Source organism: Pseudomonas jilinensis, from assembly GCF_003586265.1.
Lineage (GTDB): Bacteria > Pseudomonadota > Gammaproteobacteria > Pseudomonadales > Pseudomonadaceae > Halopseudomonas > Halopseudomonas phragmitis.
The window spans coordinates 232,145-256,546 of record NZ_QJSA01000003.1 but is presented as its reverse complement, the minus strand read 5'-3'; the positions used below and the strand labels follow the sequence as shown (position 1 = coordinate 256,546).

The window sequence follows — 24,402 nt, the reverse complement described above, 5'->3', positions numbered from 1 at the left end:
TCTTTTCTCAGGTTCTGATATGGCTATACGCGAATACGTACCGGTACCCTGGCATCCAAGCGAGCCTTGATTTGTGTATAAAGTTGCGCGGATAAATTCTGCTTATCGCGGAGACTTACCAGAAGTGAGTAACTTTCTTCGCTATCACATAGACTTTCGCCCCATGGAAAATCATTGCGAGTGACTACAACAAACAGTTTTTTATTGCGTAATGCGGAGTTGGAATTGAATTGAAAAAATTTCCAGGAATCAGCTTGGACTGTTCCCTTGCTTCGGGCAGTCTGCCCAATAGTCGCCCCGGCTAGTTCCTTGATGCTTTGATAGTCATCCTTCTTCGTTGCCTTATTAAACATAGTAGTGACATGCTCAAGGTCCCGCGCTGCAACCAATTTAAAATCAATGCGTGTGGCGCGATACTTTATTCGTGTTGAGCGAACAGGCGGCGCGTAGGCCAATGCGACCGCAATTTCCCGAAGACGCTTCTTTCCGCCGCTGGTGAAGTCAGGCGGCACCGGGATTTCATAAAAATGGTGCCGCTTGTTTTCGATCCTGCTCTCCGTAATGAGGGTGACAGCATTTTCACTGGACCGCTTCAGCGCAGTTTCATCCACCTCACCATAGCCACAAACCCGGCTAAGCGCTTTGTTCTTTTCAAAGAGGTGCTGACTGGCCTGTGGTATAGCTGCGTTCAGGCAGAGTTGCGCGCGGATGAAATTGGCTGTGGCATCCGGGTGTTCGTGGAGTATGGTTGCTGCCAGATGAGCCACCTGGGGAGCTGCCATGCTGGTCCCAGCATCCACCTGAAAAGGTCTTCCATCAGCAAACTGCAGGCCTGTGGATACAACCCCAAGGCCAGTTAGGCCGTCCAGTAATGCGTAGTTAGCTCGCGCGTGTATCGCCCAGTTTCCGCCGTGTGCTACCAATTCTGGTTTGATAGCACCATCTACTGAGTGGCCATTGCGAGTAAAAGGGGATGGCTGGCCCGCTTGCGCAATTGGTATTTCCGCCGGGTCGAGTGGATAACGTTGACTGTTATAAGTTTGAGTATGTCTAACCAAGCTACCTACGGTAAGCGCGTTCAATGCAGGGGCTGGTTCAATAACCCGCCAACTTTCATTTAGCAGATATTCTGGGTATTGGTCGCGCCATTCCAGGCCATCTGGTGAGCCTTCACCAATCCGATGATTTCCCGATGATACGACAAACAGCACCCCAAGCTCACGAGAAAGGGTGTCCAACGTGACCGAAAGTCCTTTCAGGTGCCCTCCAAAGTAAGGCTTGTTGGAATCACCAAATGACAAGTTGAACACCTTGCAACCATGCTCGGTAACGAAGTGTCGAACGGCTTCTTCTATGTGGTTTTCTACAAAGCCTGTGGTGTTCTCATTGCTTCTGTCGAGAATCCGACCACTGTACAGGCGTAAGGTCGGTGTAAAGGCTCCCGCACGAAGATGCTTTTCAAAATCACCATAGAGCGCCAAGCCCGCAACGTGGGTGCCGTGCCCATTCTCGTCGTGCGGGCCTTCGCCCGGTAGAAAGCTTGCTGTGTTGGCTACGGCTGCTTTCAATAAAGGGTGACCATCGGCAATGCCGCTATCTAGCACTACAACACCCGGCGCTTGGGCTGGCGGTGCCTGCACTTCTGGGAATTGCTGAATATCTTGGAACACTATCGAGCGCTCCAGCGCAAAGCTTGGCAGTAGGTCGATTGATCGAATATCGCGATGGTGGAGCAATGACTCAGCCTGAGCGGCTGTACAGCGTAAACGGTAAAGAGTCAGCTCAGGTTTTTTGACCTGGTCAAGCTTCTCAATCCTTTGTTCTGATAACCAGCTATCAAACTTATCCCAGGCTTGTTGTCTGGCATCAGGCCTATCTTCTAGAGGCCAGATTTCGACGTCCAAAAGAAAGTCTTCATCATCAGGAAAACCGTGCTGCTTCAGTGCCCAACTTTTACGATCTTCCGGGCTCCAACCATCCACACTTTGTAATGCGTAAATGACTTCTTTATTGGTGACATATCCCCCGGATGCCATGCTGGCAAGACGAGCTTCAAACTGTGCCATCGCCGCATTGGTAGCGAAGCCTATGATGACGGTTTCGTCTTCCTGGCTGACAACTTCTATTTCCGTGGAAATTTTTCTTAGGTCGTCAGGGTTAAACCCTTTCTGAACTGTGAACCGAAAGAGTTTACGTTCATCAAAACCACCGATATCTTCGCTAGCTTCTCTCGTTGCATTAGCTAGCTTTCCGAGTAGCCCTCTTCCATGAGAAGGTACATCGTCCGGTGGAGCGGTGCGCGGGTTCCCCCCAGGACGCTTTTCGTTAACTGGTGCTTCTCGTTGAATGTTCAGATGCGGAAAGGTTTCTTCCATGACGACTTAGTTTCCTTGCATGCGAGCTCTGCGAGCATCTTCGCGACGAATAGCCGATTGAAGGTGCCTTTCGCTGAGAAATTCTTTACCTGTTAGCACCATGTCTTTTGCTGCCCGACGTAACACACGTTCCACATCAGCATGGCTCATGCCCTTGAAAAGACTCGTTATGCGTGCATCGTCAATATCGAACTCACGACGCAACCCGCGGAGCTTGATGGACAATAATCGACGTAACTGCTCCAGATTTGGAGACTCGAAGACCAGCACTTCGTCAAAGCGGCGCCAGATTGCCGTATCAAGGATGCGCTCATGGTTAGTCGCCGCGACCAGAATGCTCTTTCCCTCGTAGGCATCTAGCATCTGTAGGAAGGCATTGACGACACGCTTCAGCTCACCATGCTCAGCAGTATCTGCGCGCTCTTTAGCCAACGCATCGAACTCATCGAACAAAACAACCATCGGTGTAATGGCAATGAAGTCAAAAACCTGACGCAAATTTGAGGCGGTTTCACCCAACAGCGAAGACACCACGCTATCAATGCGCACGATTGCTAGAGGTAGTCCCAGTTCGCTGGCCAGAACCTCTGCTGTCAGCGTCTTTCCACAGCCAGGCGGGCCGCAGAACAGTAATCGGTCAGCTGGGTGCAAGCCATAGCTATGCAGGGCTTCAGCTCGATGATGCTCTTGCAATAGCTCGTTTAGCAAAGAAGCGTTTTCATCCGACAACACGACATCTTCGATGCGTCGGACGGGTTCACTGATCTGCAAAAGCGGGATATTGCGTTCTTTATCTTTTGGGACGCGATCACTTAAGAACGTATTAGCCGCTCCGGTGGCATTGCGACGACCATAAAGAATTCTTTCAAGGTCGTTGGCCAGAAGATGATGCTTTCTTGCACGCTCTTCTTGGATCAGTTGTTCAGAAGCCCGTTTGAAGGCTTCGAGATTGCCCTCTGTGCCTGATTTTACAAGCTGCCGGAGAAGTTTGCCGGTGGCCATAGTTGCTCCCCTACAGGGTAATTTCGAAAATAGTCAACAAACTCGTTTATTTTAGCCTTTCAAGCTCAGCTTTCATTCGCCGCAATTCTGCATTCATTTCAACCTTGCGATTAAACTGCTTCTCACGCTTCAACCGAGCTGCGACCTTGTCTATTTCCCGTTGCCTAGCCCGAAGCTGCTCTACGCGCCCCACCGCGTCAGCTAAAGACTCCTCTGACCGTGCAGGTATGGGCATCATGTGAAGCAACAGTTGTTCGTAAAGCCCGTTCATATCCAGTGCCACCGGCAAGGACTGACGTGGAGTGTCGCGCGGACACCAGTTTGTCTCAAGGTAATTACCCACTATCGAAATGTCCGCATCACTTTTGGGGTTCTGCGCGGGTCGCTTATAGGCTGCAACCAGTTTTATACGTCCACCCTGTACCAGCTCAAAGATCAGCGGAAAAGGAATGGCGCGGTCGATGGCTTTGAGCACCTCCTGGTCCAGACTGGCACCCCTGAGGTTGAGGCGAAACACTTGGATCTCTGTCACCGCAGGCGTGGCTGGCAGATTGACCGTTTCCGGGGCCAGTTTGTAGGCCCAGTTGATCTGCTCTACCTGCAGGACAAAGCGTTCCTTGAGGGCGGCACTGACGGCAGCATGCTCGTATATCTTGCTCTTGGGCACCACCCGGCCAAAGGCCGCCTGTTTTGGCCAGGCATAGAGGGTCATGCTGTGTTGCCCTCAATAACCAGAAACGCGATCAGCTCAAAATCATCCAGTCCCTGTATCGTGGCGGTCAGGGCAGTGGTGCGACCGCCACCAAACAGACTGTCGATGTCCTTTTCTTCCTTCACCTCGATCATGCTGCGAATGGCCTGGCTGAGCAGGTCGGAGTAGGGCTGCATATTGCGCCCATCCTGAGTCCGCTCATTGAACAGCTGGCACAGGGCGCGGATGGGTTCATCCTTGCCTTTGCAACTACTGCGGATCAGGTCGAGTAGACGTTTGACCTCGGTATGGTCGGCAATCACTTCACCGTCGTTCCCGATATACACCAGGTAATAGGGGTGCAGACGGTTCTGCTGGTTGACGTTGACGCTGTCGTGGATGTTTTTCAGGGCGAAAATAACGCCAGGCAGTAGGCCGACGTCTGGTTGCGCTGGAACGATGGCGTGCATGCCGAAAGGCACGTTATCCAGCTCGCCGTTGGCTTTCACATAGTTCAGCAGATCCATACGGAAGTCGTTCAGACCCAGGTCGGTAATCGAGATGCCGGCCTTGACGTCTTCCAGCTCGATGACTTCATCCTGCAGACGTTTGAGCTGCTCCTTGCGGTAGGCAATGTCACTGGATTTGGCAGTGAGCACGTTGTCATCACCGGTGGCAGTGACATCGGCGATTACCATGCGGTTTTCTACCCGCTCCTTGAGGTTGATGTATTCATCCAGGCTGATATCCGGCCAGTAGTTGACCAGCTGGATTTGCTGATTGGGCGACCCGATACGGTCGATACGTCCGAAGCGCTGAATGATGCGCACCGGATTCCAGTGAATATCGTAGTTGATCAGGTAATCGCAATCCTGCAGGTTCTGGCCTTCAGAAATGCAGTCGGTGCCAATCAGAATATCCAGCTCGCCTAGCTCATCGGGCAAGACAATGGCCTTTTCCTTGGAGCGCGGCGAGAACAGGGTCAACAGACTCTGAAAGTCGTAGCCTTTGCGCAACGTCGACTTGGGTGCGTCAGATCCTGTCACCTTGCCGACATGCAGTCCGCGCTTCAAGGCCATCGGGGCAAGGTTGTCATACAAGTAATTGGCGGTATCGGCAAAGGCAGTGAAGATCAGCACCTTGCGGTTGCCGGGGTTCAGCGGCTGGTCGATCTTGTCGTTGATCAGTTTGATCAGGTGTTGCAGCTTGCTGTCATCCGCTGGGGCCACCTGGCGCATGGACTCCAACAGGTTGTCGATCAAGGCCAGGTCTGCTGCGAGGTCGTGACGCCAGGAAGGCAGGTCCATATCCGCCAGGCTGATCTGGACTTTTTTGCCTACGCTAAATTCATCCAGGCCCGAGAAACTTTCATCGTCGCCGTCAAAGGCGTCGATATCATCCAGATAGTCACCCACTTGACCGGCTTTGCCGCTGGACTCGAAGGCATCGATTGCTTCCAGCGTGCGGGTAATGTTGCCGCTGAGCGATGCCAATGTCAGGCGGAAGGCGGCCACGGAGCTTTCCAGACGTTTGAGCAGGTTGGTGGTCATCAGGGCCTGCAGGCTGCGCTCACGGTCGGCCTGGCGCAGCTTGCCTTTGCCACCTTCTACCTGGGTATCGTACAGCTCTTCGTACTTGCGCAACCGGCTGGGCAGGATGTAACTGATGGGGGCGTAGACTGAGAGCTTGAGCACCGATAACTGGCTGAAAATCTCGTTGAGGTCGGCCACATCCTGACGTTCAGTAATCGGGCAGTGGAACGACAGCGGCTTGCGGCGCTCGGGGAAGTGACCAATGTCTGTGGTGTCGTAAAAGGTCTGGATATGCTTGCGCGAGCGGGCAATGGTGACCGAGTCCAGCAGCTCGAAGAAGTCGAAGTCCAGGGCTTTGAGGATGGACGCCGCGGTGCGCTGCTCCGGGGGCAAGTCCGACCAGGCGTTGAAAGCCTTCTGTGCCCGGCGGAAAATCTCTTCCACACTGGTGTTGGTTTTCAGATGCTTGCCCAGGGCATCGGACTCACCCTCATAGGCCAGCGCCAACTGGTTGCGTAGATCGATAAAGCGGTTATTGACCGGCGTGGCAGACAGCATCAGCACCTTGGTTTTCACCCCGGCGCGGATAACCTTGTTCATCAGCTTCTGGTAACGGGTTTCACGGTCCTTGTAGACGTCGTTGTTGCGGAAGTTGTGGGACTCGTCGATTACCACCAGGTCATAGTTGCCCCAATTGACCCGGTTCAAGGGCATGCCAAAGGACTCGCCTGAGGTGCGGGACAGATCCGTGTGGCAGAGCACGTCATAGTTGAAGCGGTCTTTGGCGAAAATATTGGTGGTCAGGTTGCTGTTGTAGTTGCGCCAGTTATCCGCCAGCTTCTTCGGGCATAGCACCAGGACCGTTTTGTTGCGCAGCTCGTAATACTTGACCACGGCCAGGGCAGTGAAGGTTTTGCCGAGGCCTACGCTATCGGCCAGGATGCAGCCGTTATAGGTTTCCAGCTTGTTGATGATGCCGGTGGCGGCGTCCTTCTGGTAGTTGAACAGCTTGTTCCACACCAGGGTATCACGGTAGCCAGTCAGATCATTCGGCAGCACGTCTTCGTCAACATCTTCCAAAAAGTCCCGGAAGATGTTGTAGAGCATGATGAAGTAGATGCGCTCGGGGGAGTTCTCCTGGTAGACCGACTCGATGTGGTCGCAAATTGCAGCGGTAACGTCCTCTACCTTCTCGGGATCGTTCCAGATCTGGTCGAACAGCTGCAGGTACATCTGCGCGTGGGCAGGCTCGTCCATGCGATTGACGAAGTTCGAGACCGCATTGCCTTGCTGGTAGCCAAGATCTACGGCAGTAAAGCCATTGACCGGCATATAGGCAGTCGCTTGCACACGTCCTGCAACATGCACAAAGGGCTGCATCGGGGCTTTGGTCTTGTTAGAGCGGAACCTGGCTTTTTGACGTATCCATTGCGCGCATTCACGGGCGACCGCCCGCTGGGTAAGCTTGTTGCGGAGCTGGATCTCAAACTCGGTGCCATACAGCCCGCTTTCGCGCTGGGACTTCGGGATGAAGAACTCCCGGCGCTCTTTTTTCAAGCGGTCCGTGACTTCGTTGGGTACGAAGGTGGGGGCGGTGAAGATGAACTGCAGGCTCTCCACCCCAGTCAGCTCTTTTTTCAGCGCTTCGAAGGCATAGATGGAGAAGCAGGAGGCTGCGATCTTCAGCCTGGCACCTGGGGTGATGGTCGCCTTGAGGTCGTCGCCCAGGAGGCGGTTGATGTTGTCGATCATTTCCATGAAGTGCACCTGTCCCCAACTGCTGCCGCTTTGCCTCGGCTGGTTATTGTTTGTTCAGCTCTTGGCCGTTCCCGTTTTGACCGCCATCAAAGGGCTGACACTTTTAACCCCAAGCGCCTTGAATGAATCAATATGCAGCGACGCAACAACCAGGCCATGGGTAACCGCAACGGCGGCTACAAAGGCGTCGCCCTCTCTCAATGGAGTGCCGTGCTGGACAGCCTTGGCCACTAAGGCCCTGAAAGCGCCGATGCAGGACTGATCAAAGGGTAAGATCCTGCCGATGAAGAGTGGTGGCAGGCGCTGTTCGAGGTCTTTCAGCCCTTTGTTACGACGATCCTTGTCCTCAATCAGCGCCATGCCCAGCTGCAGTTCAGCCATGGTGGTTGCGGAGATATACAGCGTTTCCAGAGGCTGATCATCGATCCACTCGACGACCCGTGCTGCCGGCGTGTCGCGCAGCAACTCGCTGATGATGCTGATATCAAGCAGAATCATTCAGTACCTGCCGAGCGCCCGGCGTGAGCCGACCCGAAGGATGCCAGCTCTTTATCGGTCAGCTTGGTCTGCTTGCCTATGTCGGCCAGCAGAGAGCCCAGCTTGATGCGCCCCTCGGGCGCTACAGCAGCCTCCAGGATCTCGCGCACCTCGGCCTCCATGCTGTGCCCATGCAGAGCTGCACGGACGCGCAGAGCGCGGTGTACTTCGTCGGATAAGTTACGAACCGTCAGCATGGCCATAGCCAGCAGTCTCCAGTGCCTTCAATGCAGTCACTGTATGATACTGCATGCGTCATGGCAAATTCGGTGGGGTGTCTCCCGCCTTTCTGTCCATATGGCCCTGATCGTTTATCAGGGCGCTTCCTCGGCTTCAGGTTCGAACAGTTCCAAGCTGTTCGTGGTGGATACGTGGGGTGGGGGAGTAAATTCCTGCTCCAGCTGCATTTCCGCCTCTATCTCTTCGGTGATGAAGAACGGCTCGTTCTCCGTGTTATCCGGTAACTCCATTGCTGCTCCCCATGTTATGTATCGTGACGGTGATTATGTGAGCTGCTGTTGCCGCCAGCCAAGCTGTCGCCCTCGAACGACGGAGTGCTTGCACGTAGCGACGATGCCAGGCGACCGCCTGCTGTATCCGCAACGCGGTCTTTGATCTTCTCAGCGGCCGCAGCGCCGATGCCCTTGGCCAAGTTGCCTGCCGTGCCGGCCGCCAGGCTAACGGCCCGTTTTGCGCCGCTCTCCGAATTGCCACCAAACCCGGCGGCTTGGGCGAACGGGCTGCTGCCGGCATTGCCGTCACCGCCGGCGTTGGTTCCATGGCCGCCAGCACTACTGTTCGACATTCCTCCCATGCTGGGCATGTCGCTCCCGCTCGACATCAAGGCTTGTGCCTTATCGAACGCTGCCTTGATGGCTGAACCGCCACCCGCCAGGTTTGCAGCACCACCCATGACGGCAGAACCTGCCACGCTTGCTGCGCCCGCTGCCATTCCAGCCGCCCCCATAACGGCACCTACCGCAGCTCCAGTACCGAAGTTGCCGATGCCGCCGGCAGATCCGATACCGGAACCTGTGATGATCCCACCAACCATTGGCGGCACTCGGTTAACCAGCAACAGCAATGCCATGCAGAACACCAGCATGACGCCCAGCTCTTCGAAGTTGAGCACGTTCTGGTTCATCCTGGCGTAGAAGGTCGACAGCATGTCGTTACCAATACCGACCAGTAGCACCATGGTCATGATCTGCACGGCCACACCAAGAACGGTCTTGTAGTAATTGATCGCCATGTCCGAGGTCCAACGCGATCCGCCGAATCCCAGGAAGAAGATGCCGGCATAGGCCAGTAGCCAGGCTGCGATCAGCATCAGCAGCATGTTGATGGCGACCAGGGCCAGAAGCAGCATGATTGCGGCACTCAATACAGCGCCCACCAGACTATCGACGGGTGACCAGGCCGACAGGTTATTGATGGCCTGCTTCCAGATCATAAAGCCCACATCGACAATGCCTGACGGGGTGATTGAGGACACGCCGGCCGCCTGCTCACCGATTCTGGCCAATGACTGGATGATCGAGTTGGCAAACGCCGGCCCATTGACCAGCAGCCACCAGAAGAAGCCAGTGAAGATGATGAAACGGACCAACTCAGCGAAGAACTCCCCAATGTCCGCTTTGCGTAAGGCCATCATCCCGAACGTCCAGACCATCGAGATCACCACTAGCGTCCAGAACAGCCACGATGCAGCATCGATAATGACGTGCTGCCAACTGGCTGCTCGGGTGGAGAAGCCAGTTACCACCTGATCGAGCATTCCCTGGTTGGTCAGGTCAGCTTTGGCTAGGCCAGAATGTAGCAACAGGACGGTGCCGCCCAAGACAGTTTTGGTTAGCGTTTTCATCAGTTGCTCTCCTGTTCTTGCGGCGCGGTCAACTCCAGCCAATTAAGCGGCTGTTCTGTGGGGGCAATGCCGTCGCCTGCTGGCCGGCGCGAGCACAACCCGGCAAATGTCTCCCGAGTTGCCTTGTCTTCGATCTTCATGATTTCTGCCATCTGGCAGTTGGCATCGTTGACCTCTGGCATGGTCGGGGCGGGTGGGGTGTTGTCGCAGCCAGTGATGGCGAGAAGGAAGCCTGCCAGCATCGAAATAGTGAATTTGTTCATGGGTGCTTCTCCTTGTCAGCGGGCCAGTTCGAGCCAGTTCTTGGGACTGTTGGTCGGCGCTATCCGCGATTCGGTGGAAGCGGCATGGGCAGCCTGTTGCTTCGCATCGAGGTCGGCCTCGGCTTGCATCCGCGTTGCGATAACCTGGTGTTGCGCAAGCAACATGGCGCGCATCTGCAAGAGCTGATTGGACTGCTGGCTGGCAAGCTGGTTGGCATAGCCGAGGGCCTGCATTTGTCCGTCCGCACCCTGCGCGCTGTGCTGGAGACGTTCGAGTGTGCGGGCGTCTGATTGCAGCGCATCCTGCTGCTGTTTCAGGGTATGGAACAGGTCATCATTGGCGCGCTTCTGGCTTTCGCTCGCCAGGCGGCGGTTCTCGTTCATGGCTGCCCATTCGGCCTCTGTGCAACCGCCGGTGGCGTTAAAGCACGGCGAACCACGGTAGTAGGCCACATCCTGGAACTTGCCGAGATACGCATCCAGGCTGCCGAGCTGGGTCTGGTAGTAATCCAGGGTGTTCATTGCCGAACGCAGGTTGTCCATCGTGCGGGTAGCCTGGTCCCAGATATACGCGGCCGGAGCCATCGTGTTCTGGAGCTGGTTTTCATACTGCTGGAGCTGGGTTTGATACTGCTCGATTTGCTTGAGCGTTTGCGCCACCGACTCCATGGCAGTCATAACGTTTTGCGTCAGGTTGCCCCCGTCAATGACTGGAATCCCGGCCTGAGCCGGTAGCGAGCCGCCGCCGATGGCGAGCGAGATCAGAAACGCGGTTTTAGCCGCTAAAATTTTGCGAGTGCTCATGGTCGATAACCTTTGCTGAAAGTGGCTAGCGTCATCGAGTAGCCGCGCCACGGAGCTATTCGGTAATTGACCAGGGCGACACCGGGGCCCGGCCGTTTTTTGCTTGAATCACGGTGTCATTTTTTTAGCGGCTAAAATCACTGATCAGCCTGAGGCCGAACAACGGTCCTCATTACCAGGGTCATCTGGTCCTGGGTGGCCTCGATCCTTGCCAGGAGGCGGTGGATCGTTTCCGGACTGAAAGCTGCGGTTCTCACATCGTCGGTTAGCCACAGCTTGAGCAGCCCTCCCAGACGACCGAGGTCACCATTGATGCGGGCAAGCTCTCGCACCCGCTGGTAATCCGTGACGCCCTTGATTTGGTAGCCCTGACCCACCTCCCGCAAATAACGGGCAACGCTCATTCCGGCCTGCTTGGCCTGCTGTTCGATATGGATTTTCTCTTCAGGCAGTACCGGAACCCGAAGATGGTGTCGGCGTTTGCGGCTCGTCTCTTTCATCATTGCCTGTCTCTCTTTAACCCTTTCGGCGGCAGCCGATGCCTCGCAGAGCAGGATGAGCGTTGAACACCCTTGGGTGTGAATAAGATCCGGTGAAGATAGATAACCGGCTTGACGGTTAGCTAACTTCACACATCCTGCCCTGTGCTCAGCATCCAATCTTTCACATACACGCCAGGCAATTCATCGCTATTTCATTGCGGCTGGATCGCAACTCCAGTTGCCTCATGCAAATAAGCGATAAAAAAGCGGTGTAGTTGCGTTTAACAGCACTGCAATAGCGATTCGACAGCGAGGTAACAGCGATCTTGCAGCGATCTTTATTTTCTGTTGATTTTGAGATGCGTCGTATGCGCGCAATCGTTAGTTTAGTTTCAGCTCCAGGTGAGTGCGACATATCGAAGGGCGTTCCATTTCGAAGCAGGTAAAACGATCTTGTTTTATCTTCACCACGTATTTCGAATGAGGGGCCATCACTTCCTCCTGGCGTTCACGTCACGGCGCAGGCCGTTTTATTAATCTGAGTCTTTACTAATCTCAGTTCTTTTTATCCTTTTTATTTATTAGCGTCGGGTTTTCCGAATACGGATTATCCGTAGTTGGATTTACCGTAGTTGGAAAATCCGAACGTGGTGAATCATGATCCCGGTACTCGGGCTGGTCTGACACGAGCCAGGTCGTGTGACTGAACTTGCCTCGTTCTCCACGCTCTCGCTTGATTCGCAGATAGCCTGCTTGTTGCAGCTCCTGGAGCCCTGTGCGCGTCGCGTCTCGCCCCGACTTTTTCTGCTTGGATAGGTGGGACAGGCGTAGCCGGAAGTTGTCCGGCAGTGACAGCACGAACACCAGGATTCCCAGCGCTTTCCAGGACAAATTGGGGTCCCGAATAAGCTCATTGGGTAGCGTGGTGAAATTCGACCGGACTTTGCGTCGAACAATGACAGTATCATCCACATCATTGCCCTCATGCCTCGTCGATGAGTTCGGCAACATCACTTGCACGGAAATAAACGCGCCGGCCTACTTTGCGTTTGGCAGCGTTCCATTTCTGCGCAAACTCGGTTTGACTTCGCAACGCTATGCGGAGACCATCTGGACTACGCTTAAGTAACTCTGAAAGTTCTGTCAGTGACAGCAGTGGCCCATAACGGTCAAGAAGTTGTTCTTCGGTGGTCATCGGTTGGCTCCTTGTGAATACGCCCAACAAGTTCAATGTTCGCAGGGCTTCGGTAACCACCATTAGAAGGAAGTCATGATCATGAATACAGGCGCGGAAATGCCGAATATCACGCAAAAGAAAGAAAAATCGAATCGCTCCCGTGGAAGGCCAGCCAGGCATGAAAGCGAACGCATGAAAACGATCGCCTGGTATCACTTCTTGGCAGGGGAAAGAGCGCCCGCTGAAATGTGTGACTGGATGCCTTTTGAGGATATTGACCAGGCAACCATATATCGCTATCGACGGGGAGATATTTCTCCGAGAGCGGATATACTCTGCGCAAATTGTGAGGTTTTTCAGGCTGCCCGCACTGTTTTCGAAGTCGGCCCGCTGATGGTGCCCTTGTGGGATGCTTTGTGGGGAAGCATAACGCCCCACGATTTCCGGATGGCTGATTGTTTGATGCCAGGGGGCGAATGGCCTGAAGGTGGATTGAGTCAGTTTTTCTTCGAGGATGTGATCTTGGCCAGGGTCTTTGCGTTTCAGACCAAGTGTCTTCGGGGCAGACCAGACTCTGTCGTTGCTGAGCTGGAGTGTTTTGTCACTGCAATTCGGGTGGTTCGTGCCTGGGATGTGCTTGGGCAGATAAAATCAACTGCTTTGCGGATCTTGCTTGAAGGCCTCATGTCGATGCCAGGCACCCGGGAAATACTTTCTCGTCACGGGTTGGTCACGCCGCTCAAGGATTGGATTTCTGAGTATTTCGGCAGCGGATCGGCAGCACCTGCGAATACGGTTTATTGGGCACCCTGGATGACAGACCAAAATGAATTGTTGAAGCAGCAGTTGTGCGCAGAACAGCAACGCATGGTGGTGGCGAAGAGTTTACGCGCACAGCTGTTTCAAGGTGACGCCGCAGAGCCCGACGATTTTTCGGTAGCCGGTGTAGGTGACGATAGCACCTGGCATTGATATCCGCAGGGTGGCTGGATTTTAGCGGCTAAATTCGAGGGCATCGGCCAAGGTCATGTATGTAGTATGTTGTACGCTACTACAACATACTACATACATAGCGCAGCGCTCTGCGCTTATCTGGCTGTAATGATGATCGGTCAGTTTGGCTTTTTGGCGTCTTGTTGCTTGCCTGCTCTGCGCGTCGAGATGGCATCCAGCTCATCTACCAGGTCCTCCGCTCGCAGATGGGTGTAGCGCCGCAGCATCTGCATGGACTTGTGGCCGCTGATTGCCGCTACCTGTTGGTCGCTCAGACCGCCTTCGACAAAACGGCTGACCGCTTCATGGCGAAGGTCGTGGAATCGTAGGTCTTTCAGCCCGACACTTTCCTTGGTGTTCAACCAGACCTTGTTGAAATTGTAGGGCCGACGCTGACCATCTTTTCCAGGCTCCCCGAAGAAGATCAGATCGGTATCAATGGGTCGAACTGGGTTGGCCAGGGCCTGACGGAATATGTCTACGGCGGCACTGGTCAGGGGAACGGTGCGGGGCAGGGTGTTCTTGGTCTCCAGAAGGCGCACGATGCGCCGTTTCAGATCGACCTGGCTCCGGTGAAGGGTGGTGATCTCCGACGAACGCATGCCTGTTTCCAGGGCGATACGAACAATCCAGCCGAGCATTGGGTTGCTGTGGGCATCGACTGCCTGCATCAGTCGTGTTTCTTCGTCCAGGCTAAGACGCCGTTCGCGACCGGGTGGCGGTGAGGGGCGGCGGATGTTCTGTACTGGGTTGCTTGGCAGGCCAATACCCCATTCCTTGATCGCGGTGCTGAACATGTGGCCCAGCAGCGCCAGATCGAGGCGGACTGTGTTCGGGGAGCGGGGCTTGGGGGTGGGTCTTCCCTTGGCGTCCTTTCTATCCAGCCCCGCCAGTCGGTCATCACGATACTTGGCGATGATCTCAGGGGTGAGGGCGGCCAGGGAGTACTTGCCGAGGTGCTGGATCAACGGCTTGGAATGCCGGGCGTCGCTGGCTGCAGAAGATGGCCGCTTGGTGGGCGAGACTTCTGCCAGGTAGCGCTTGAGGGCATCGGCGACTGTCATCCGCTCGGACGGAGCGCGTTGGATGTAAACGCCGCGTACCATCTCGTCTTCTGTTCGACGTGACCAGTCTTCAGCATCCCGTTTGGTACGAAAGGTCTTGGTTGCTGTTGGAAAGCCGACTTTGCGGATGACGGCTTTCCAGGTGCCGGAGGGTGTCTTTACCAGTGTCGCCATAGGAGCCTCGGTACAGTTCCAGTGTTTCTGACTGTACCGAAATTGTACCTTTGGGACAATTTGGCGGTAGATGGTGGGCCCAGCAGGACTTGAACCTGCGACCTACCGATTATGAGTCGGCTGCTCTAACCAACTGAGCTATAGGCCCTTTTTCTGATTTTACCTTCGCAAGCCAAGGCTTCGAAGGTGGTAATTCTAACGCTTCCTTCGGACCTCGACCAAGCGATTATGAGTCGCCTGCTCTGACCAACTGAGCTATAGGCCCTATATATCAAACTGGGCCGGATTATACGGTGTGGATGGGCGACTGACTAGGCGCTGTGACGTAGGAAGCTTTTGGCGAACTGGCTGGCGGGTAGTGGTCGGCTGACCAGGTAGCCCTGAACCACATCGCAACCCTGCTGCTCCAGCAGGGTTTTCTGTTCCTGGCGTTCGACGCCTTCGGCGACGACGCTCATACCCAGGTTGTGAGCCAGGACAATGATCGACTGGGTGATAGCTGCGTCCTGAGCCCCGGGTAACCCGGAGACGAAACTGCGGTCGATCTTCAGGGTGTCCAGCGGCAGCTCCTTGAGATAGGCCATAGACGAATAACCGGTGCCGAAATCGTCGATCGACAGATGTATGCCCAACTGGCGGAACTGCTGCAGCAGGGTGACCGATTCACGCTGGTGGTCCATGACGAAGTCTTCGGTGATTTCCAGCTCCAGATAGCATGGCGGAATCTGATAGCGCTCCAGTACCTGCTCGATGTTTTTCAGCAGGTGTTTGTCCCGCAGTTGCGCGCCGGAAATGTTGACCGCCAGGCGCATCGGGGCAAAGCCCTGGTGTAGCCAGGCGCCAAGCTGTGCGCAGGCGCTGTCGAGAATATAGCGGCCCAGTTCGACAATCAGACCGGTTTCCTCGGCCAGGGCGATGAACTGTTCTGGGCCGACCAGGCCACGCTGAGGGTGTTCCCAGCGCACCAAGGCTTCGACCCCGTCGAGCTGGCCGTTCTTGAGGTTGAGCTTGGGCTGGTAGACCAGGGTAAATTCGTCGCGCTCAAGGGCGTGGCGCAGTTCGTTCTCCAGCGCCATGCGCTGGTGGGCATCGGCGGTCAGTTCGCTGGTGTAAAAGGCGTAGCGATTGCGGCCCAGGTTTTTGGCTCGATACATTGCGGCATCGGCATGCTTGATCAGACTGTTGACGTCGTTGCCGTCGCGGGGAAACAGGCTTATGCCAATGCTGGCGCTGACGAAGAACTCATGGTCTTCGGCGATGAAGGCGTTGCGAAAAACCGCCAGCAACTTGTCGGCGATACTACCGGCGTCCTGTTCCTGATGCAGGTGGGGGAGCAGGACGATGAACTCGTCGCCGCCGTGGCGGGCGACTGTATCAATTTCGCGCAGGACCGAGCACAGGCGCTCGCTGACCGATTTGAGCAGGATGTCGCCGATATGGTGGCCAAGGCTGTCATTGATCTGCTTGAACCGGTCCAGATCTACGAACAGCAGGGCGCCGGGGTGAGTATCCAGGCCGCGGGCCTGCGCTGCCAGTGCTTCACGCAGGCGGGCCTCGAACAACGTGCGGTTGGGTAGTCCGGTCAACGGGTCGTGGTGGGCCTGGTGATCGAGCCGGGCCTGGGTGTGCTTGAGCGGGGTAATGTCGCTGAACACCATCACCACCTGGCTGAGTTGGCCTTCGTCGTTGAGCACCTGGCTGACATTGGCCCAGCTGGCATAGAGTTCACCATTCTTACGTTGGCTCCAGGCTTCGCCCTGCCAGTGTCCGTGACTGTTGAGTGCCTGCTCGATCTGCTCAGGCAGGTCGGGGTCTTCGGCCTGTTTGGCCAGCAATAAGGCCGGCTGGCCGACCACTTCGGCTGCGCTATAGCCGGTAATGTGGCTGAACGCGCTGTTGACTGCCAGTACGGTGCCTTCGGCATCGGTTATCATGACCCCTTCAGTGGTGTTTTCAAACACGGTCGCCGCCTGGCGCAGGGAGGCTTCCATGCTCAGACGTTCGCTGACGTCCCGGGCGATGGTCAGTACGCAGGGCTGGTCCTCAATGGTGACGGCCTCGCAGGACAGTTCGACCTGACGGATTTCGCCATTGGCGATAACGATATCGGTCCGCATGTCACGGACCCTACCTCGCCGCACCAGTTCGTCGAGCATGCGTTGTCGATCACTCTTGTTACGCCAGAGTCCCAGCTCCAGGGTAGAGTGTTGCACGGCCTGATCACGCTGATAGCCGGTGATAGCGGTAAACCCATCGTTGATGTCGAGCAGCAGGCCATCGCTGAGGCGGGAGATCAGCAGGCCGTCGGGTGAGGCGTGAAACGCGCGGGAGAACTTTTGCTCGGAGAGCCTGAGCTGCTCCTGGACGGTCTTGAGTTCGGAGATATCGCGAATCACCACCACCAGAGTCGGGTGGTTGTTGAGGCTGACCTTGCGCGCGGAGAGCAGAGCGGTAAAGGGCACGCCGCGCCGTGGCCGAAAGCGGACTTCCAGGTTGCTTTCCTTCTGGGTGTTAAGCCGGGCCAGCATGGCCGGGCCGATACCTTCTTCATACCAGATGCCGAGTTCGGTGGAGGTTTTGCCCAAGGCTTCGTCGCTGCGAATACCAAGCAGATGCTCGAACGTACGGTTGACGGCGAGCAGTTTGCCGGTCGCGGCGTCGGCCAGCACGATGATGTCGGGGCAATTGTGAAATACCGAGGCGAAGCGATGCTCGGACAGACGTAAGGCGTGCTCGGTGCGTTTCTGTTCGTGAATGTCGATCAGCAGGCCACACAGGCCGATGACGTGCTGTTGGTCGTCGCGCTGGCAACTCACCAGATTGCGTAACCAGAGGGCGTTGCCGTGCTGATCAAGCATGCGAAAGTCATAGCTGTGATCCTGGCCGCTGGCGAGTTCCTGGTGCATGTAGTCCAGTACCCACTGGCGATCGCCAGGATGCAGATGGGTTTGCCAGAACCCCTTGAGCAGCCACTGGTCGGTCGGGTAACCCAGCATGGACTCGGCATGAGCTGAGACGTAGGTGAACTGCAGATCGGGCAGATTCATCTCCCAAGTAATCGCGTGCAGCTTGTCTATCAGTTGCCGGTAGTGCTGGTTCTGCTGACGTAGCAGTTCCTGAGCTTTCAGGCTGGATGGCGAGGGTTTGGGTTTACGGTGGTGGAGCAGCAGCGCACCCAGTAACAGGGCGCTGACTGGAATCAACAACAGGAGTGAGAGCGGGAGTTGGGCAGCAGTCATAGGCTGGCAGGCGGTGCATGCCAGGGCGAGAAAGGCAATCAAGCCTGTGCGGGCCACTACAGTCATTCTAGCGACGACCCTCTTCCTTGTTGGTGACGAAGCGATGTCCCTTGAGTGTAGCGTCTTGAACGTGAAAACGCCCGGCATGCCGGGCGTTTCTAGGAGGGGCTTACTCGTCGAGGAAGCTGCGCAAGTGGTCACTGCGGGTCGGGTGACGCAGCTTGCGCAGGGCCTTGGCTTCGATCTGACGGATCCGCTCGCGGGTTACATCGAACTGCTTGCCGACCTCTTCGAGGGTGTGGTCGGTATTCATGTCGATGCCGAAGCGCATGCGCAGCACCTTGGCTTCGCGGGCAGTGAGGCCGGCGAGTACTTCGCGGGTGGCTTCCTTGAGACTTTCCACCGTCGCCGAGTCGATTGGTGATTCCATGGTCGAGTCTTCGATGAAATCGCCCAGGTGCGAGTCTTCGTCGTCACCAATCGGGGTTTCCATCGAGATCGGCTCCTTGGCGATCTTCAGGACCTTGCGGATCTTGTCCTCGGGCATGTCCATGCGTTCGCCCAGCTCTTCCGGGGTCGGTTCACGACCCATTTCCTGCAACATCTGGCGGGAAATCCGGTTGAGCTTGTTGATCGTCTCGATCATGTGCACCGGAATCCGGATGGTGCGTGCCTGGTCGGCGATCGAGCGGGTGATCGCCTGACGAATCCACCAGGTGGCGTAGGTCGAGAACTTGTAGCCGCGGCGATATTCGAACTTGTCGACCGCTTTCATCAGGCCGATGTTGCCTTCCTGGATCAGGTCGAGGAACTGTAAGCCGCGGTTGGTGTACTTCTTGGCGATCGAGATAACCAGACGCAGGTTGGCCTCAACCATTTCCTTCTTGGCCCGGCGCGCCCGTGCCTCACCGATCGACATGCGTCGATTGATGTCCTTGACCTCGGAGATGGTCAGTTCGGCATCCTGTTCCAGTGAGGCCAGTTTTTGCTGGGCCTTGATGATCTCAGGCTTGAGTGCCTGCAGAGCTTCGGCGTAGCGCGGGGCTTCGGCCAGCAGACTGTCGACCCAGCCTTCGTTGACTTCGTTACCGGGGAAGCTGCGCAGGAAGTCGGCGCGCGGCATGCGTGCATCGCGCACGCACAGCTGCATGATGGCGCGCTCCTGGGCACGAATCTGGTCCTGGGAGTCACGCACCCGGTTGACCAGCGCTTCGTACTGCTTGGGCACCAGCTTGATCGGCATGAACAGCAGTGCCAATGCTTCCAGCTCGGCGGTCGCCTGGTCGCTGCCACGGCCGTGCTTTTTCAGTGCCAGCTTGGCTTTTTCCAACTGCTCGGCCACTGCGGTGAAACGCAGGCGAGCCTCTTCCGGGTCCGGGCCGCCGTCACCTTCGTCATCGGAACTGTCGTCGCCGTCCTCGTCCTCATCGTCGTCGTCATTACTGTCGTCGTCTTTGAGATTCTCGGTCGGGATGTCGTCGTTGTCACTGGCGGACAGGCCGTCGTCGTCCGGGTCGATATAGCCGCTGAAAATATCCGACAGGCGGCCACCTTCCTCGGTGATCCGCTGGTAATCGGCAAGAATGCCGTCAACAGTACCCGGGAACATGGAGATCGCGGCCATGACTTCGCGAATGCCTTCCTCGATGCGTTTGGCGATTTCAATTTCGCCTTCACGAGTCAGCAGTTCGACGGTGCCCATTTCACGCATATACATGCGCACCGGGTCGGTAGTCCGGCCAATATCGCTTTCCACCGCAGCCAGCGCGGCAGCGGCCTCTTCGGCGGCGGCTTCGTCGGCGTCGTTATCGGCGAGCAACAGAGCATCGGCATCCGGGGCTGTCTCGAAGACAGTGATGCCCATGTCGTTGATCATGCGAATAATGTCTTCAACCTGTTCCGGATCGGAGATATCCTCCGGAAGATGGTCGTTGACTTCCGCATAGGTCAAAAAGCCCTGCTCGCGACCGCGGGCGATGAGCTCCTTGAGACGGGATTGCTGTTGCGCTTTTCCGGACATAACAACCCTTGTGGATGCCTTGGTGTGCAAAAAAGTAAGCTGCGGATTATAGCCTGAAATCAGGCTGTCGCGCCAGTTGGCGCGTGTTTAGTTGTTGCTGACGGGGGTCTGGCGCCGGCTCAGAAGCTCGCGTAGCAACTGCTTTTCCTCGGTGGTGAGCGGCGTATGGGACGATTTTTCCAACAGGCGTTCGATACGGCGATCAGTTTGTCGTGCCATCAATGTATTTATAGTGTCGAAAAACTGTTGTTCAAGGTTTGCCCCGGGATTATTTAGTAACCATTCGCGTTCGGCCAGCTGGTTGAGCTGGTCACCGAGTGCAGTGCCGTGCCAGCGAGCCAGAAGCTGGATGGTTGTCTGTTGCGGATTTTTTTGCAGGGCATCGATCAGGGCGACCAGCAGTTGGGCCTGATCGTCGTCATCGTCGGCGAACTGATTGGCCTCATTGACCAGACCGGCCAGGTGCGGGTGATGCAGCAGAGTTCGGGCGGCGCTGATCAGGGGGTTGTCCACACCGGCGCGCTGGCGCTTGTCCTGGCGGGGGCGAGCCGCTTTTCTGACTGGCTCTTCCGGCAGGTGGTCAGCCCAGTCCGGATTGGGTTCGTAGTTGGGCAAATATTCATAGTCGTAGCCATAATCCGGCGAGCTGTCCTGGGTGGGGGCGGATTGCGGCGCTGTTGTCGGCAGGCTATCCAGGTCCATGCCGGTCAGGCGTTCAAGTGACTGGCGCAGCAAGCGGCGCAGCAGGCTGCCGGGAACCTGTTCGATCAATGGCAGGGCCAGGCTGGCTAGATGGGCTTTGCCTTCCAGGCTGTCTGGGCTGGCTTCTTCGCTCAGGTGGCGAAACAGGTAGTCGGTCAGCGCCACTGCCTGTGAGCTCAAGCGGGTACGGAAGGCATCCTGGCCTTCTTCGCGGACCAGGCTGTCTGGGTCCTGGCCTTCGGGCAAAAACAGAAAACGCACATGGCGTCCATCTTCGAGGGTCGGCAGGCAGGCCAGCAGGGCACGCCAGGCGGCCTGGCGTCCAGCGTTATCGCCGTCGAAGCAGAATACCACGCTGTTGACCACCCGGAACAGGCGGCGCAGATGCTCTTCGCTGGTGGCGGTGCCGAGAGTGGCAACGGCGTTGCCGATCCCGTGCTGGGCCAGGGCGATCACGTCCATGTAGCCTTCGACCACCAGGATATCGTCCAGTTGCCGGTGCTGGCGTTTCGCCTCGAACAGGCCGTAGAGTTCGCGGCCTTTGTGGAAGACCGGGGTTTCTGGTGAGTTCAGGTACTTGGGCTTGTCGTCGCCCAGTACCCGGCCGCCGAAGCCGATTACCCGCCCGCGGCTGTCGCGGATGGGGAAAGTGATACGGTCGCGGAAACGGTCGTAACGCTTGCCGCTGTCGGGGTTTTCTACCAGTAGCCCGGCTTCGATCAGAGCCTTCTGTTCGGTGCTGTCGCGGCTCAGATGATTCATCAGGTTGTCCCAGCCGGGAGGCGCGAAACCGATATCGTAGAGCTTGGCAATCTGGCCGGTCAGGCCGCGACCCTTGAGGTAGTTGACTGCCCGCTGGCGCTGGGGGTGATGCCGTAGTTGCTGGCGGTAAAAGGCTGCAGCCTGCTCGAGCAAAGCATATAACGGGCTGTCTTGGCGCGGTTGGCGCTTACTGCCGCGCTGATCCGTGCGCTCCTCGCGGGGCACGTCCACCCCGACCTGGCGGGCCAGTTCCTCGACAGCCTGGGGGAAGTCCAGGCGTTCGTAATCCATCAGGAAGCTGATGGCGTTGCCGCCAGCGCCGCAGCCGAAGCAGTAATAGAACTGTTTGTCCGGGCTGACGCTGAAGGAGGGCGACTTTTCGTTGTGGAACGGGCAGAGCGCGGAGTAGTTTTTGCCGGTTTTCTTCAGTTTCAGGCGTGAGCCAACGACTTCGACGATGTCGGAGCGTCCGAGCAGGTCGTCAATGAAGCCTTGTGGGATCAGCCCGGACATGAAGGCACCTTGAAAGAGTAGGGTACGCTTATCATAGCGTCGATTAAGGAACCTCTGAAAACTAGCTGCGTTGGCAATACTGCGTTAAAAACAGCCTCGATCGCGAGCCCGGTCAAAATGCTCATTTACACCACGTAAACTCCGCTTTTTCGGCTATTTTTGCGGGGCCGCCATCGGTATTGTCTTGCCTGCCTCGCCTACGTTTTCAGAGGTTCCTTAAGGTAGCCGGCTCTATCGCTGGATAAGGCTGGCTGCAAACGACGCAAACGCAAAAATCCAGCCTTGTTCCGCTTTTGCGGAGGCCGGACTCATGCGTTTTTGGGTTTGTCGCTCCGTCCGCGCTGGCTTAACCAGTGGGTGCGGACAGATGGACTAAACTCAGTACAGGCGCTCGCGGCGACGCTGTTCGCGTTGCAGCTTCTTGGCGTGACGCTTTACAGCGGCAGCAGCCTTGCGCTTGCGCTCGGTAGTAGGCTTCTCGTAGAACTCGCGGCGACGGACTTCGGCCAGAACGCCAGCTTTTTCACAGGAGCGCTTGAAGCGGCGCAGGGCCACGTCGAAGGGTTCGTTCTCTTTAACTTTGACGGCAGGCATTTCGTACCTTTCTCAAAACTGTGCTGTGAGTCATTGCCGCCGACCTGAGTCCGCGACACATTGCATTTCAAGGGGAGCGGATGTTACCGCCTTCATCAGATAAATGCAAAGCATAAATTGCTGAAAAACTGGCCTGTGGGCCGGTGGGTGATTATGATGCGCGGCATGTGACGCGGTAATGACTGCGTATTGTAAGGTGAGAATGGCGATTATGCGTGTATTGGGTATCGAAACCTCCTGCGATGAAACCGGCGTGGCGCTGTATGACAGTGAGCGTGGCCTGCTGGCCGATGCGTTGTTCAGTCAGATCGACCTGCACCGCATCTATGGCGGTGTGGTGCCCGAGCTGGCCTCGCGCGATCATGTCAAACGCCTGATCCCGCTGCTGCGTGAGGTGTTTGCGGCGGCGGGTGTCACTGAGGGTGAGGTGGATGGTGTGGCTTATACCGCCGGGCCGGGGCTGGTGGGTGCGCTGCTGGTTGGCGGTGCCTGTGCCAAGGCCATGGCGTTTGCCTGGGGCGTGCCGGCCTTGGGCGTACACCATATGGAAGGCCACCTGTTGGCGCCGATGCTCGAAGAGCAGCCGCCGGAATTCCCGTTTGTCGCTTTGCTGGTGTCTGGCGGCCACACCCAGTTGGTGCGGGTTGACGGTATTGGCCGCTACCAGTTGCTGGGCGAGTCGCTGGACGATGCCGCTGGCGAGGCCTTTGACAAAACCGCCAAGCTGATGGGCTTGCCGTATCCGGGCGGCCCGGAGATTGCCCGACTGGCCCAGGCCGGCACCCCGGGGCGCTTTGTATTTCCCCGCCCAATGACTGACCGCCCGGGGCTGGATTTCAGCTTCAGTGGTTTGAAAACTGCGGTACTCAATACCTGGCAGCAGTGCCAGGCGGCAGGTGATGCCAGTGAGCAAACGCGCAGTGACATTGCCCGGGCTTTTGAGCTGGCGGTGGTCGAGACCCTGACCATCAAGTGTCGTCGGGCGCTCAAGGCTACCGGGCTAAAGCGCCTGGTCATTGCCGGAGGGGTCAGTGCCAACCGTGAGCTGCGTCACTCGCTGGGCAAGATGGCGACTGGTCTGAAAGGTGAGCTGTTTTATGCGCGCCCGGCCTTTTGTACCGACAATGGCGCGATGATCGCCTATGCCGGCTGTCAGCGCCTGTTGGCTGGGCAGCAGGATCAGGCTGGAATTCAGGCGCGGGCGCGGTGGCCGATGGAGGAACTGGCGCCACTCAACGCCTGAAGTGATTTTCTACGCCGCGAAGCAGGCGGCGCATGTTGAGTTGGTGGCGCAGCAGGATCAGCAGGCTCATCAGGCCCAGCGGCATGAACAGTTCTGGGGTCATCCAAGCCAGCCATGGCAGCAGCGCCAGACAGGCGCAAATTGAGGCCAGCGAAGCGATCCGCCGCCAGGCGAAGATCAGCAGCCAGAAGCACAGGCAGAATACCGCACTGGGCCAGGATACGACTAACAGCACGCCGGCGGCGGTGGCGACGCCTTTGCCACCTCGCCAGCGATGGAATACCGGCAGCATGTGGCCGACAACCGCGGCCAGCCCCAGCCAGGCCGCCAGAATGCTGTCCAGGCCCGCCAGGTGGCCTAGCCCGGCTGCCAGGGCACCCTTGCCCAGATCGCCGAATAGCGTGGCCAGAGCCAGGGGTTTGCGCCCCAGGCGCAGCATGTTGCTGGCGCCGGGATTGCCGGAACCCAGGCTGCGCGGGTCGGGTAGCTGGCGCAGACGGCTGAGCAGCACGGCAAATGAAATCGAGCCGAGCAGATAAGCGCCGACTAGCAGTAGAATGAAAAAGGTCATGAGGTGACCCTAGCCGAAAAGGCGATTGTAATCGACTGTGGA

Annotated in this window: 21 protein-coding genes and 1 tRNA gene; 2 read left to right on the top strand and 20 right to left on the bottom strand. The window is 56.9% G+C overall.

Features of this window, described 5'->3' with window-relative positions; genetic code table 11:
• Positions 1-23: 23 nt before the first annotated feature.
• The 13 genes from C2846_RS04700 to C2846_RS04645 all read right to left on the bottom strand — a co-directional run bounded on the left by C2846_RS04700 (position 24) and on the right by C2846_RS04645 (position 12,503).
• Positions 24-2,375 carry a S8 family peptidase gene (locus C2846_RS04700; RefSeq protein ID WP_119700811.1) on the bottom strand — a complete coding sequence of 784 codons (2,352 nt, stop codon included), beginning with the start codon at positions 2,373-2,375 and terminating at the stop codon, positions 24-26.
• 6 nt (positions 2,376-2,381) lie between these two features.
• Positions 2,382-3,377 carry an AAA family ATPase gene (locus tag C2846_RS04695; RefSeq protein ID WP_044629534.1) on the bottom strand — a complete coding sequence of 332 codons (996 nt, stop codon included), beginning with the start codon at positions 3,375-3,377 and terminating at the stop codon, positions 2,382-2,384.
• A gap of 46 nt (positions 3,378-3,423) precedes the next feature.
• Positions 3,424-4,089 (bottom strand): DUF4391 domain-containing protein, encoded by a 666-nt coding sequence (locus tag C2846_RS04690; RefSeq protein WP_119700810.1) that lies wholly within the window; start codon positions 4,087-4,089, stop codon positions 3,424-3,426.
• The gene (locus C2846_RS04685; protein WP_119700809.1) at positions 4,086-7,358 is read right to left on the bottom strand and encodes a helicase-related protein; all 3,273 of its coding nucleotides are present in this window, start codon (positions 7,356-7,358) and stop codon (positions 4,086-4,088) included. Before C2846_RS04685 ends, C2846_RS04690 begins: the two co-directional genes overlap by 4 nt.
• Positions 7,359-7,412: 54 nt before the next feature.
• Positions 7,413-7,856 carry a PIN domain-containing protein gene (locus C2846_RS04680; protein ID WP_119700808.1) on the bottom strand — a complete coding sequence of 148 codons (444 nt, stop codon included), beginning with the start codon at positions 7,854-7,856 and terminating at the stop codon, positions 7,413-7,415.
• The gene (locus tag C2846_RS04675) at positions 7,853-8,098 is read right to left on the bottom strand and encodes a FitA-like ribbon-helix-helix domain-containing protein (RefSeq protein ID WP_119700807.1); all 246 of its coding nucleotides are present in this window, start codon (positions 8,096-8,098) and stop codon (positions 7,853-7,855) included. The genes C2846_RS04680 and C2846_RS04675 overlap by 4 nt, the downstream gene beginning before the upstream one ends.
• A gap of 111 nt (positions 8,099-8,209) precedes the next feature.
• The gene (locus C2846_RS18610; protein WP_165443764.1) at positions 8,210-8,365 is read right to left on the bottom strand and encodes a hypothetical protein; all 156 of its coding nucleotides are present in this window, start codon (positions 8,363-8,365) and stop codon (positions 8,210-8,212) included.
• A gap of 14 nt (positions 8,366-8,379) precedes the next feature.
• Positions 8,380-9,759, bottom strand: coding sequence for a P-type conjugative transfer protein TrbL (gene trbL, locus C2846_RS04670; RefSeq protein ID WP_119700806.1), 1,380 nt, complete (start codon positions 9,757-9,759; stop codon positions 8,380-8,382).
• Positions 9,759-10,022, bottom strand: a complete 264-nt coding sequence (gene trbK, locus C2846_RS04665; protein ID WP_119700805.1) for an entry exclusion lipoprotein TrbK — start codon at positions 10,020-10,022, stop codon at positions 9,759-9,761. Before trbK ends, trbL begins: the two co-directional genes overlap by 1 nt.
• 15 nt (positions 10,023-10,037) lie before the next feature.
• On the bottom strand, positions 10,038-10,826 hold the full coding sequence (trbJ, locus tag C2846_RS04660; protein ID WP_119700804.1) for a P-type conjugative transfer protein TrbJ: 789 nt from the start codon (positions 10,824-10,826) through the stop codon (positions 10,038-10,040).
• A 137-nt stretch (positions 10,827-10,963) separates the two neighbouring features.
• The gene (gene traJ, locus C2846_RS04655) at positions 10,964-11,458 is read right to left on the bottom strand and encodes a conjugal transfer transcriptional regulator TraJ (RefSeq protein WP_476748393.1); all 495 of its coding nucleotides are present in this window, start codon (positions 11,456-11,458) and stop codon (positions 10,964-10,966) included.
• A 405-nt stretch (positions 11,459-11,863) separates the two neighbouring features.
• Positions 11,864-12,280, bottom strand: a complete 417-nt coding sequence (locus C2846_RS04650; RefSeq protein ID WP_119700803.1) for a hypothetical protein — start codon at positions 12,278-12,280, stop codon at positions 11,864-11,866.
• Positions 12,281-12,290: 10 nt separating this feature from the next.
• Positions 12,291-12,503: a plasmid-related protein gene (locus C2846_RS04645; RefSeq protein ID WP_106453187.1), complete on the bottom strand. Its 213-nt coding sequence runs from the start codon at positions 12,501-12,503 to the stop codon at positions 12,291-12,293.
• An 81-nt stretch (positions 12,504-12,584) separates the two neighbouring features.
• On the opposite strand from C2846_RS04645, the gene C2846_RS04640 reads away from it, so the two are divergent.
• Positions 12,585-13,457 (top strand): hypothetical protein, encoded by an 873-nt coding sequence (locus C2846_RS04640; protein ID WP_131038203.1) that lies wholly within the window; start codon positions 12,585-12,587, stop codon positions 13,455-13,457.
• Positions 13,458-13,597: 140 nt separating this feature from the next.
• On the opposite strand, the gene C2846_RS04635 is transcribed toward C2846_RS04640, so the two are convergent.
• The 6 genes from C2846_RS04635 to rpsU form a co-directional block, all read right to left on the bottom strand.
• Positions 13,598-14,716 carry a site-specific integrase gene (locus C2846_RS04635; RefSeq protein WP_165443763.1) on the bottom strand — a complete coding sequence of 373 codons (1,119 nt, stop codon included), beginning with the start codon at positions 14,714-14,716 and terminating at the stop codon, positions 13,598-13,600.
• A 71-nt stretch (positions 14,717-14,787) separates the two neighbouring features.
• Positions 14,788-14,864 (bottom strand) — tRNA-Ile (locus C2846_RS04630).
• Between the two features lie 163 nt (positions 14,865-15,027).
• Entirely contained in the window at positions 15,028-18,021 is a 2,994-nt protein-coding gene (locus tag C2846_RS04620; RefSeq protein WP_165443762.1) for a sensor domain-containing protein, read from the bottom strand.
• A gap of 103 nt (positions 18,022-18,124) precedes the next feature.
• Positions 18,125-19,975 (bottom strand): RNA polymerase sigma factor RpoD, encoded by a 1,851-nt coding sequence (gene rpoD / locus C2846_RS04615; RefSeq protein WP_119700799.1) that lies wholly within the window; start codon positions 19,973-19,975, stop codon positions 18,125-18,127.
• 87 nt (positions 19,976-20,062) lie between these two features.
• The gene (gene dnaG / locus C2846_RS04610; RefSeq protein WP_119700798.1) at positions 20,063-21,952 is read right to left on the bottom strand and encodes a DNA primase; all 1,890 of its coding nucleotides are present in this window, start codon (positions 21,950-21,952) and stop codon (positions 20,063-20,065) included.
• A gap of 378 nt (positions 21,953-22,330) precedes the next feature.
• Positions 22,331-22,546, bottom strand: a complete 216-nt coding sequence (gene rpsU / locus C2846_RS04605; RefSeq protein WP_080049340.1) for a 30S ribosomal protein S21 — start codon at positions 22,544-22,546, stop codon at positions 22,331-22,333.
• Positions 22,547-22,757: 211 nt separating this feature from the next.
• On the opposite strand from rpsU, the gene tsaD reads away from it, so the two are divergent.
• Positions 22,758-23,789, top strand: coding sequence for a tRNA (adenosine(37)-N6)-threonylcarbamoyltransferase complex transferase subunit TsaD (gene tsaD, locus C2846_RS04600; RefSeq protein WP_119700849.1), 1,032 nt, complete (start codon positions 22,758-22,760; stop codon positions 23,787-23,789).
• Here the strand turns inward: tsaD and plsY are convergent.
• Complete coding sequence (plsY, locus tag C2846_RS04595; RefSeq protein ID WP_119700797.1) at positions 23,779-24,360, bottom strand: glycerol-3-phosphate 1-O-acyltransferase PlsY; 582 nt, start codon at positions 24,358-24,360, stop codon at positions 23,779-23,781. The two genes, tsaD and plsY, sit on opposite strands and share 11 nt — an antisense overlap.
• Between the last annotated feature and the right edge of the window lie 42 nt (positions 24,361-24,402).

Bases quoted from the DNA above. Each gene is read 5' to 3' on its own strand.
- C2846_RS04640 (WP_131038203.1), top strand. From the start codon at position 12,585: ATGAATACAGGCGCGGAAATGCCGAATATCACGCAAAAGAAAGAAAAA.
- trbK (WP_119700805.1), bottom strand. From the start codon at position 10,022: ATGAACAAATTCACTATTTCGATGCTGGCAGGCTTCCTTCTCGCCATC.
- trbJ (WP_119700804.1), bottom strand. From the start codon at position 10,826: ATGAGCACTCGCAAAATTTTAGCGGCTAAAACCGCGTTTCTGATCTCG.
- C2846_RS04680 (WP_119700808.1), bottom strand. From the start codon at position 7,856: ATGATTCTGCTTGATATCAGCATCATCAGCGAGTTGCTGCGCGACACG.
- dnaG (WP_119700798.1), bottom strand. From the start codon at position 21,952: ATGTCCGGGCTGATCCCACAAGGCTTCATTGACGACCTGCTCGGACGC.
- plsY (WP_119700797.1), bottom strand. From the start codon at position 24,360: ATGACCTTTTTCATTCTACTGCTAGTCGGCGCTTATCTGCTCGGCTCG.
- trbL (WP_119700806.1), bottom strand. From the start codon at position 9,759: ATGAAAACGCTAACCAAAACTGTCTTGGGCGGCACCGTCCTGTTGCTA.
- C2846_RS18610 (WP_165443764.1), bottom strand. From the start codon at position 8,365: ATGGAGTTACCGGATAACACGGAGAACGAGCCGTTCTTCATCACCGAA.
- C2846_RS04645 (WP_106453187.1), bottom strand. From the start codon at position 12,503: ATGACCACCGAAGAACAACTTCTTGACCGTTATGGGCCACTGCTGTCA.
- C2846_RS04700 (WP_119700811.1), bottom strand. From the start codon at position 2,375: ATGGAAGAAACCTTTCCGCATCTGAACATTCAACGAGAAGCACCAGTT.
- C2846_RS04685 (WP_119700809.1), bottom strand. From the start codon at position 7,358: ATGGAAATGATCGACAACATCAACCGCCTCCTGGGCGACGACCTCAAG.
- rpoD (WP_119700799.1), bottom strand. From the start codon at position 19,975: ATGTCCGGAAAAGCGCAACAGCAATCCCGTCTCAAGGAGCTCATCGCC.
- C2846_RS04675 (WP_119700807.1), bottom strand. From the start codon at position 8,098: ATGGCCATGCTGACGGTTCGTAACTTATCCGACGAAGTACACCGCGCT.
- rpsU (WP_080049340.1), bottom strand. From the start codon at position 22,546: ATGCCTGCCGTCAAAGTTAAAGAGAACGAACCCTTCGACGTGGCCCTG.
- C2846_RS04620 (WP_165443762.1), bottom strand. From the start codon at position 18,021: ATGACTGTAGTGGCCCGCACAGGCTTGATTGCCTTTCTCGCCCTGGCA.
- C2846_RS04695 (WP_044629534.1), bottom strand. From the start codon at position 3,377: ATGGCCACCGGCAAACTTCTCCGGCAGCTTGTAAAATCAGGCACAGAG.
- C2846_RS04690 (WP_119700810.1), bottom strand. From the start codon at position 4,089: ATGACCCTCTATGCCTGGCCAAAACAGGCGGCCTTTGGCCGGGTGGTG.
- tsaD (WP_119700849.1), top strand. From the start codon at position 22,758: ATGCGTGTATTGGGTATCGAAACCTCCTGCGATGAAACCGGCGTGGCG.
- C2846_RS04635 (WP_165443763.1), bottom strand. From the start codon at position 14,716: ATGGCGACACTGGTAAAGACACCCTCCGGCACCTGGAAAGCCGTCATC.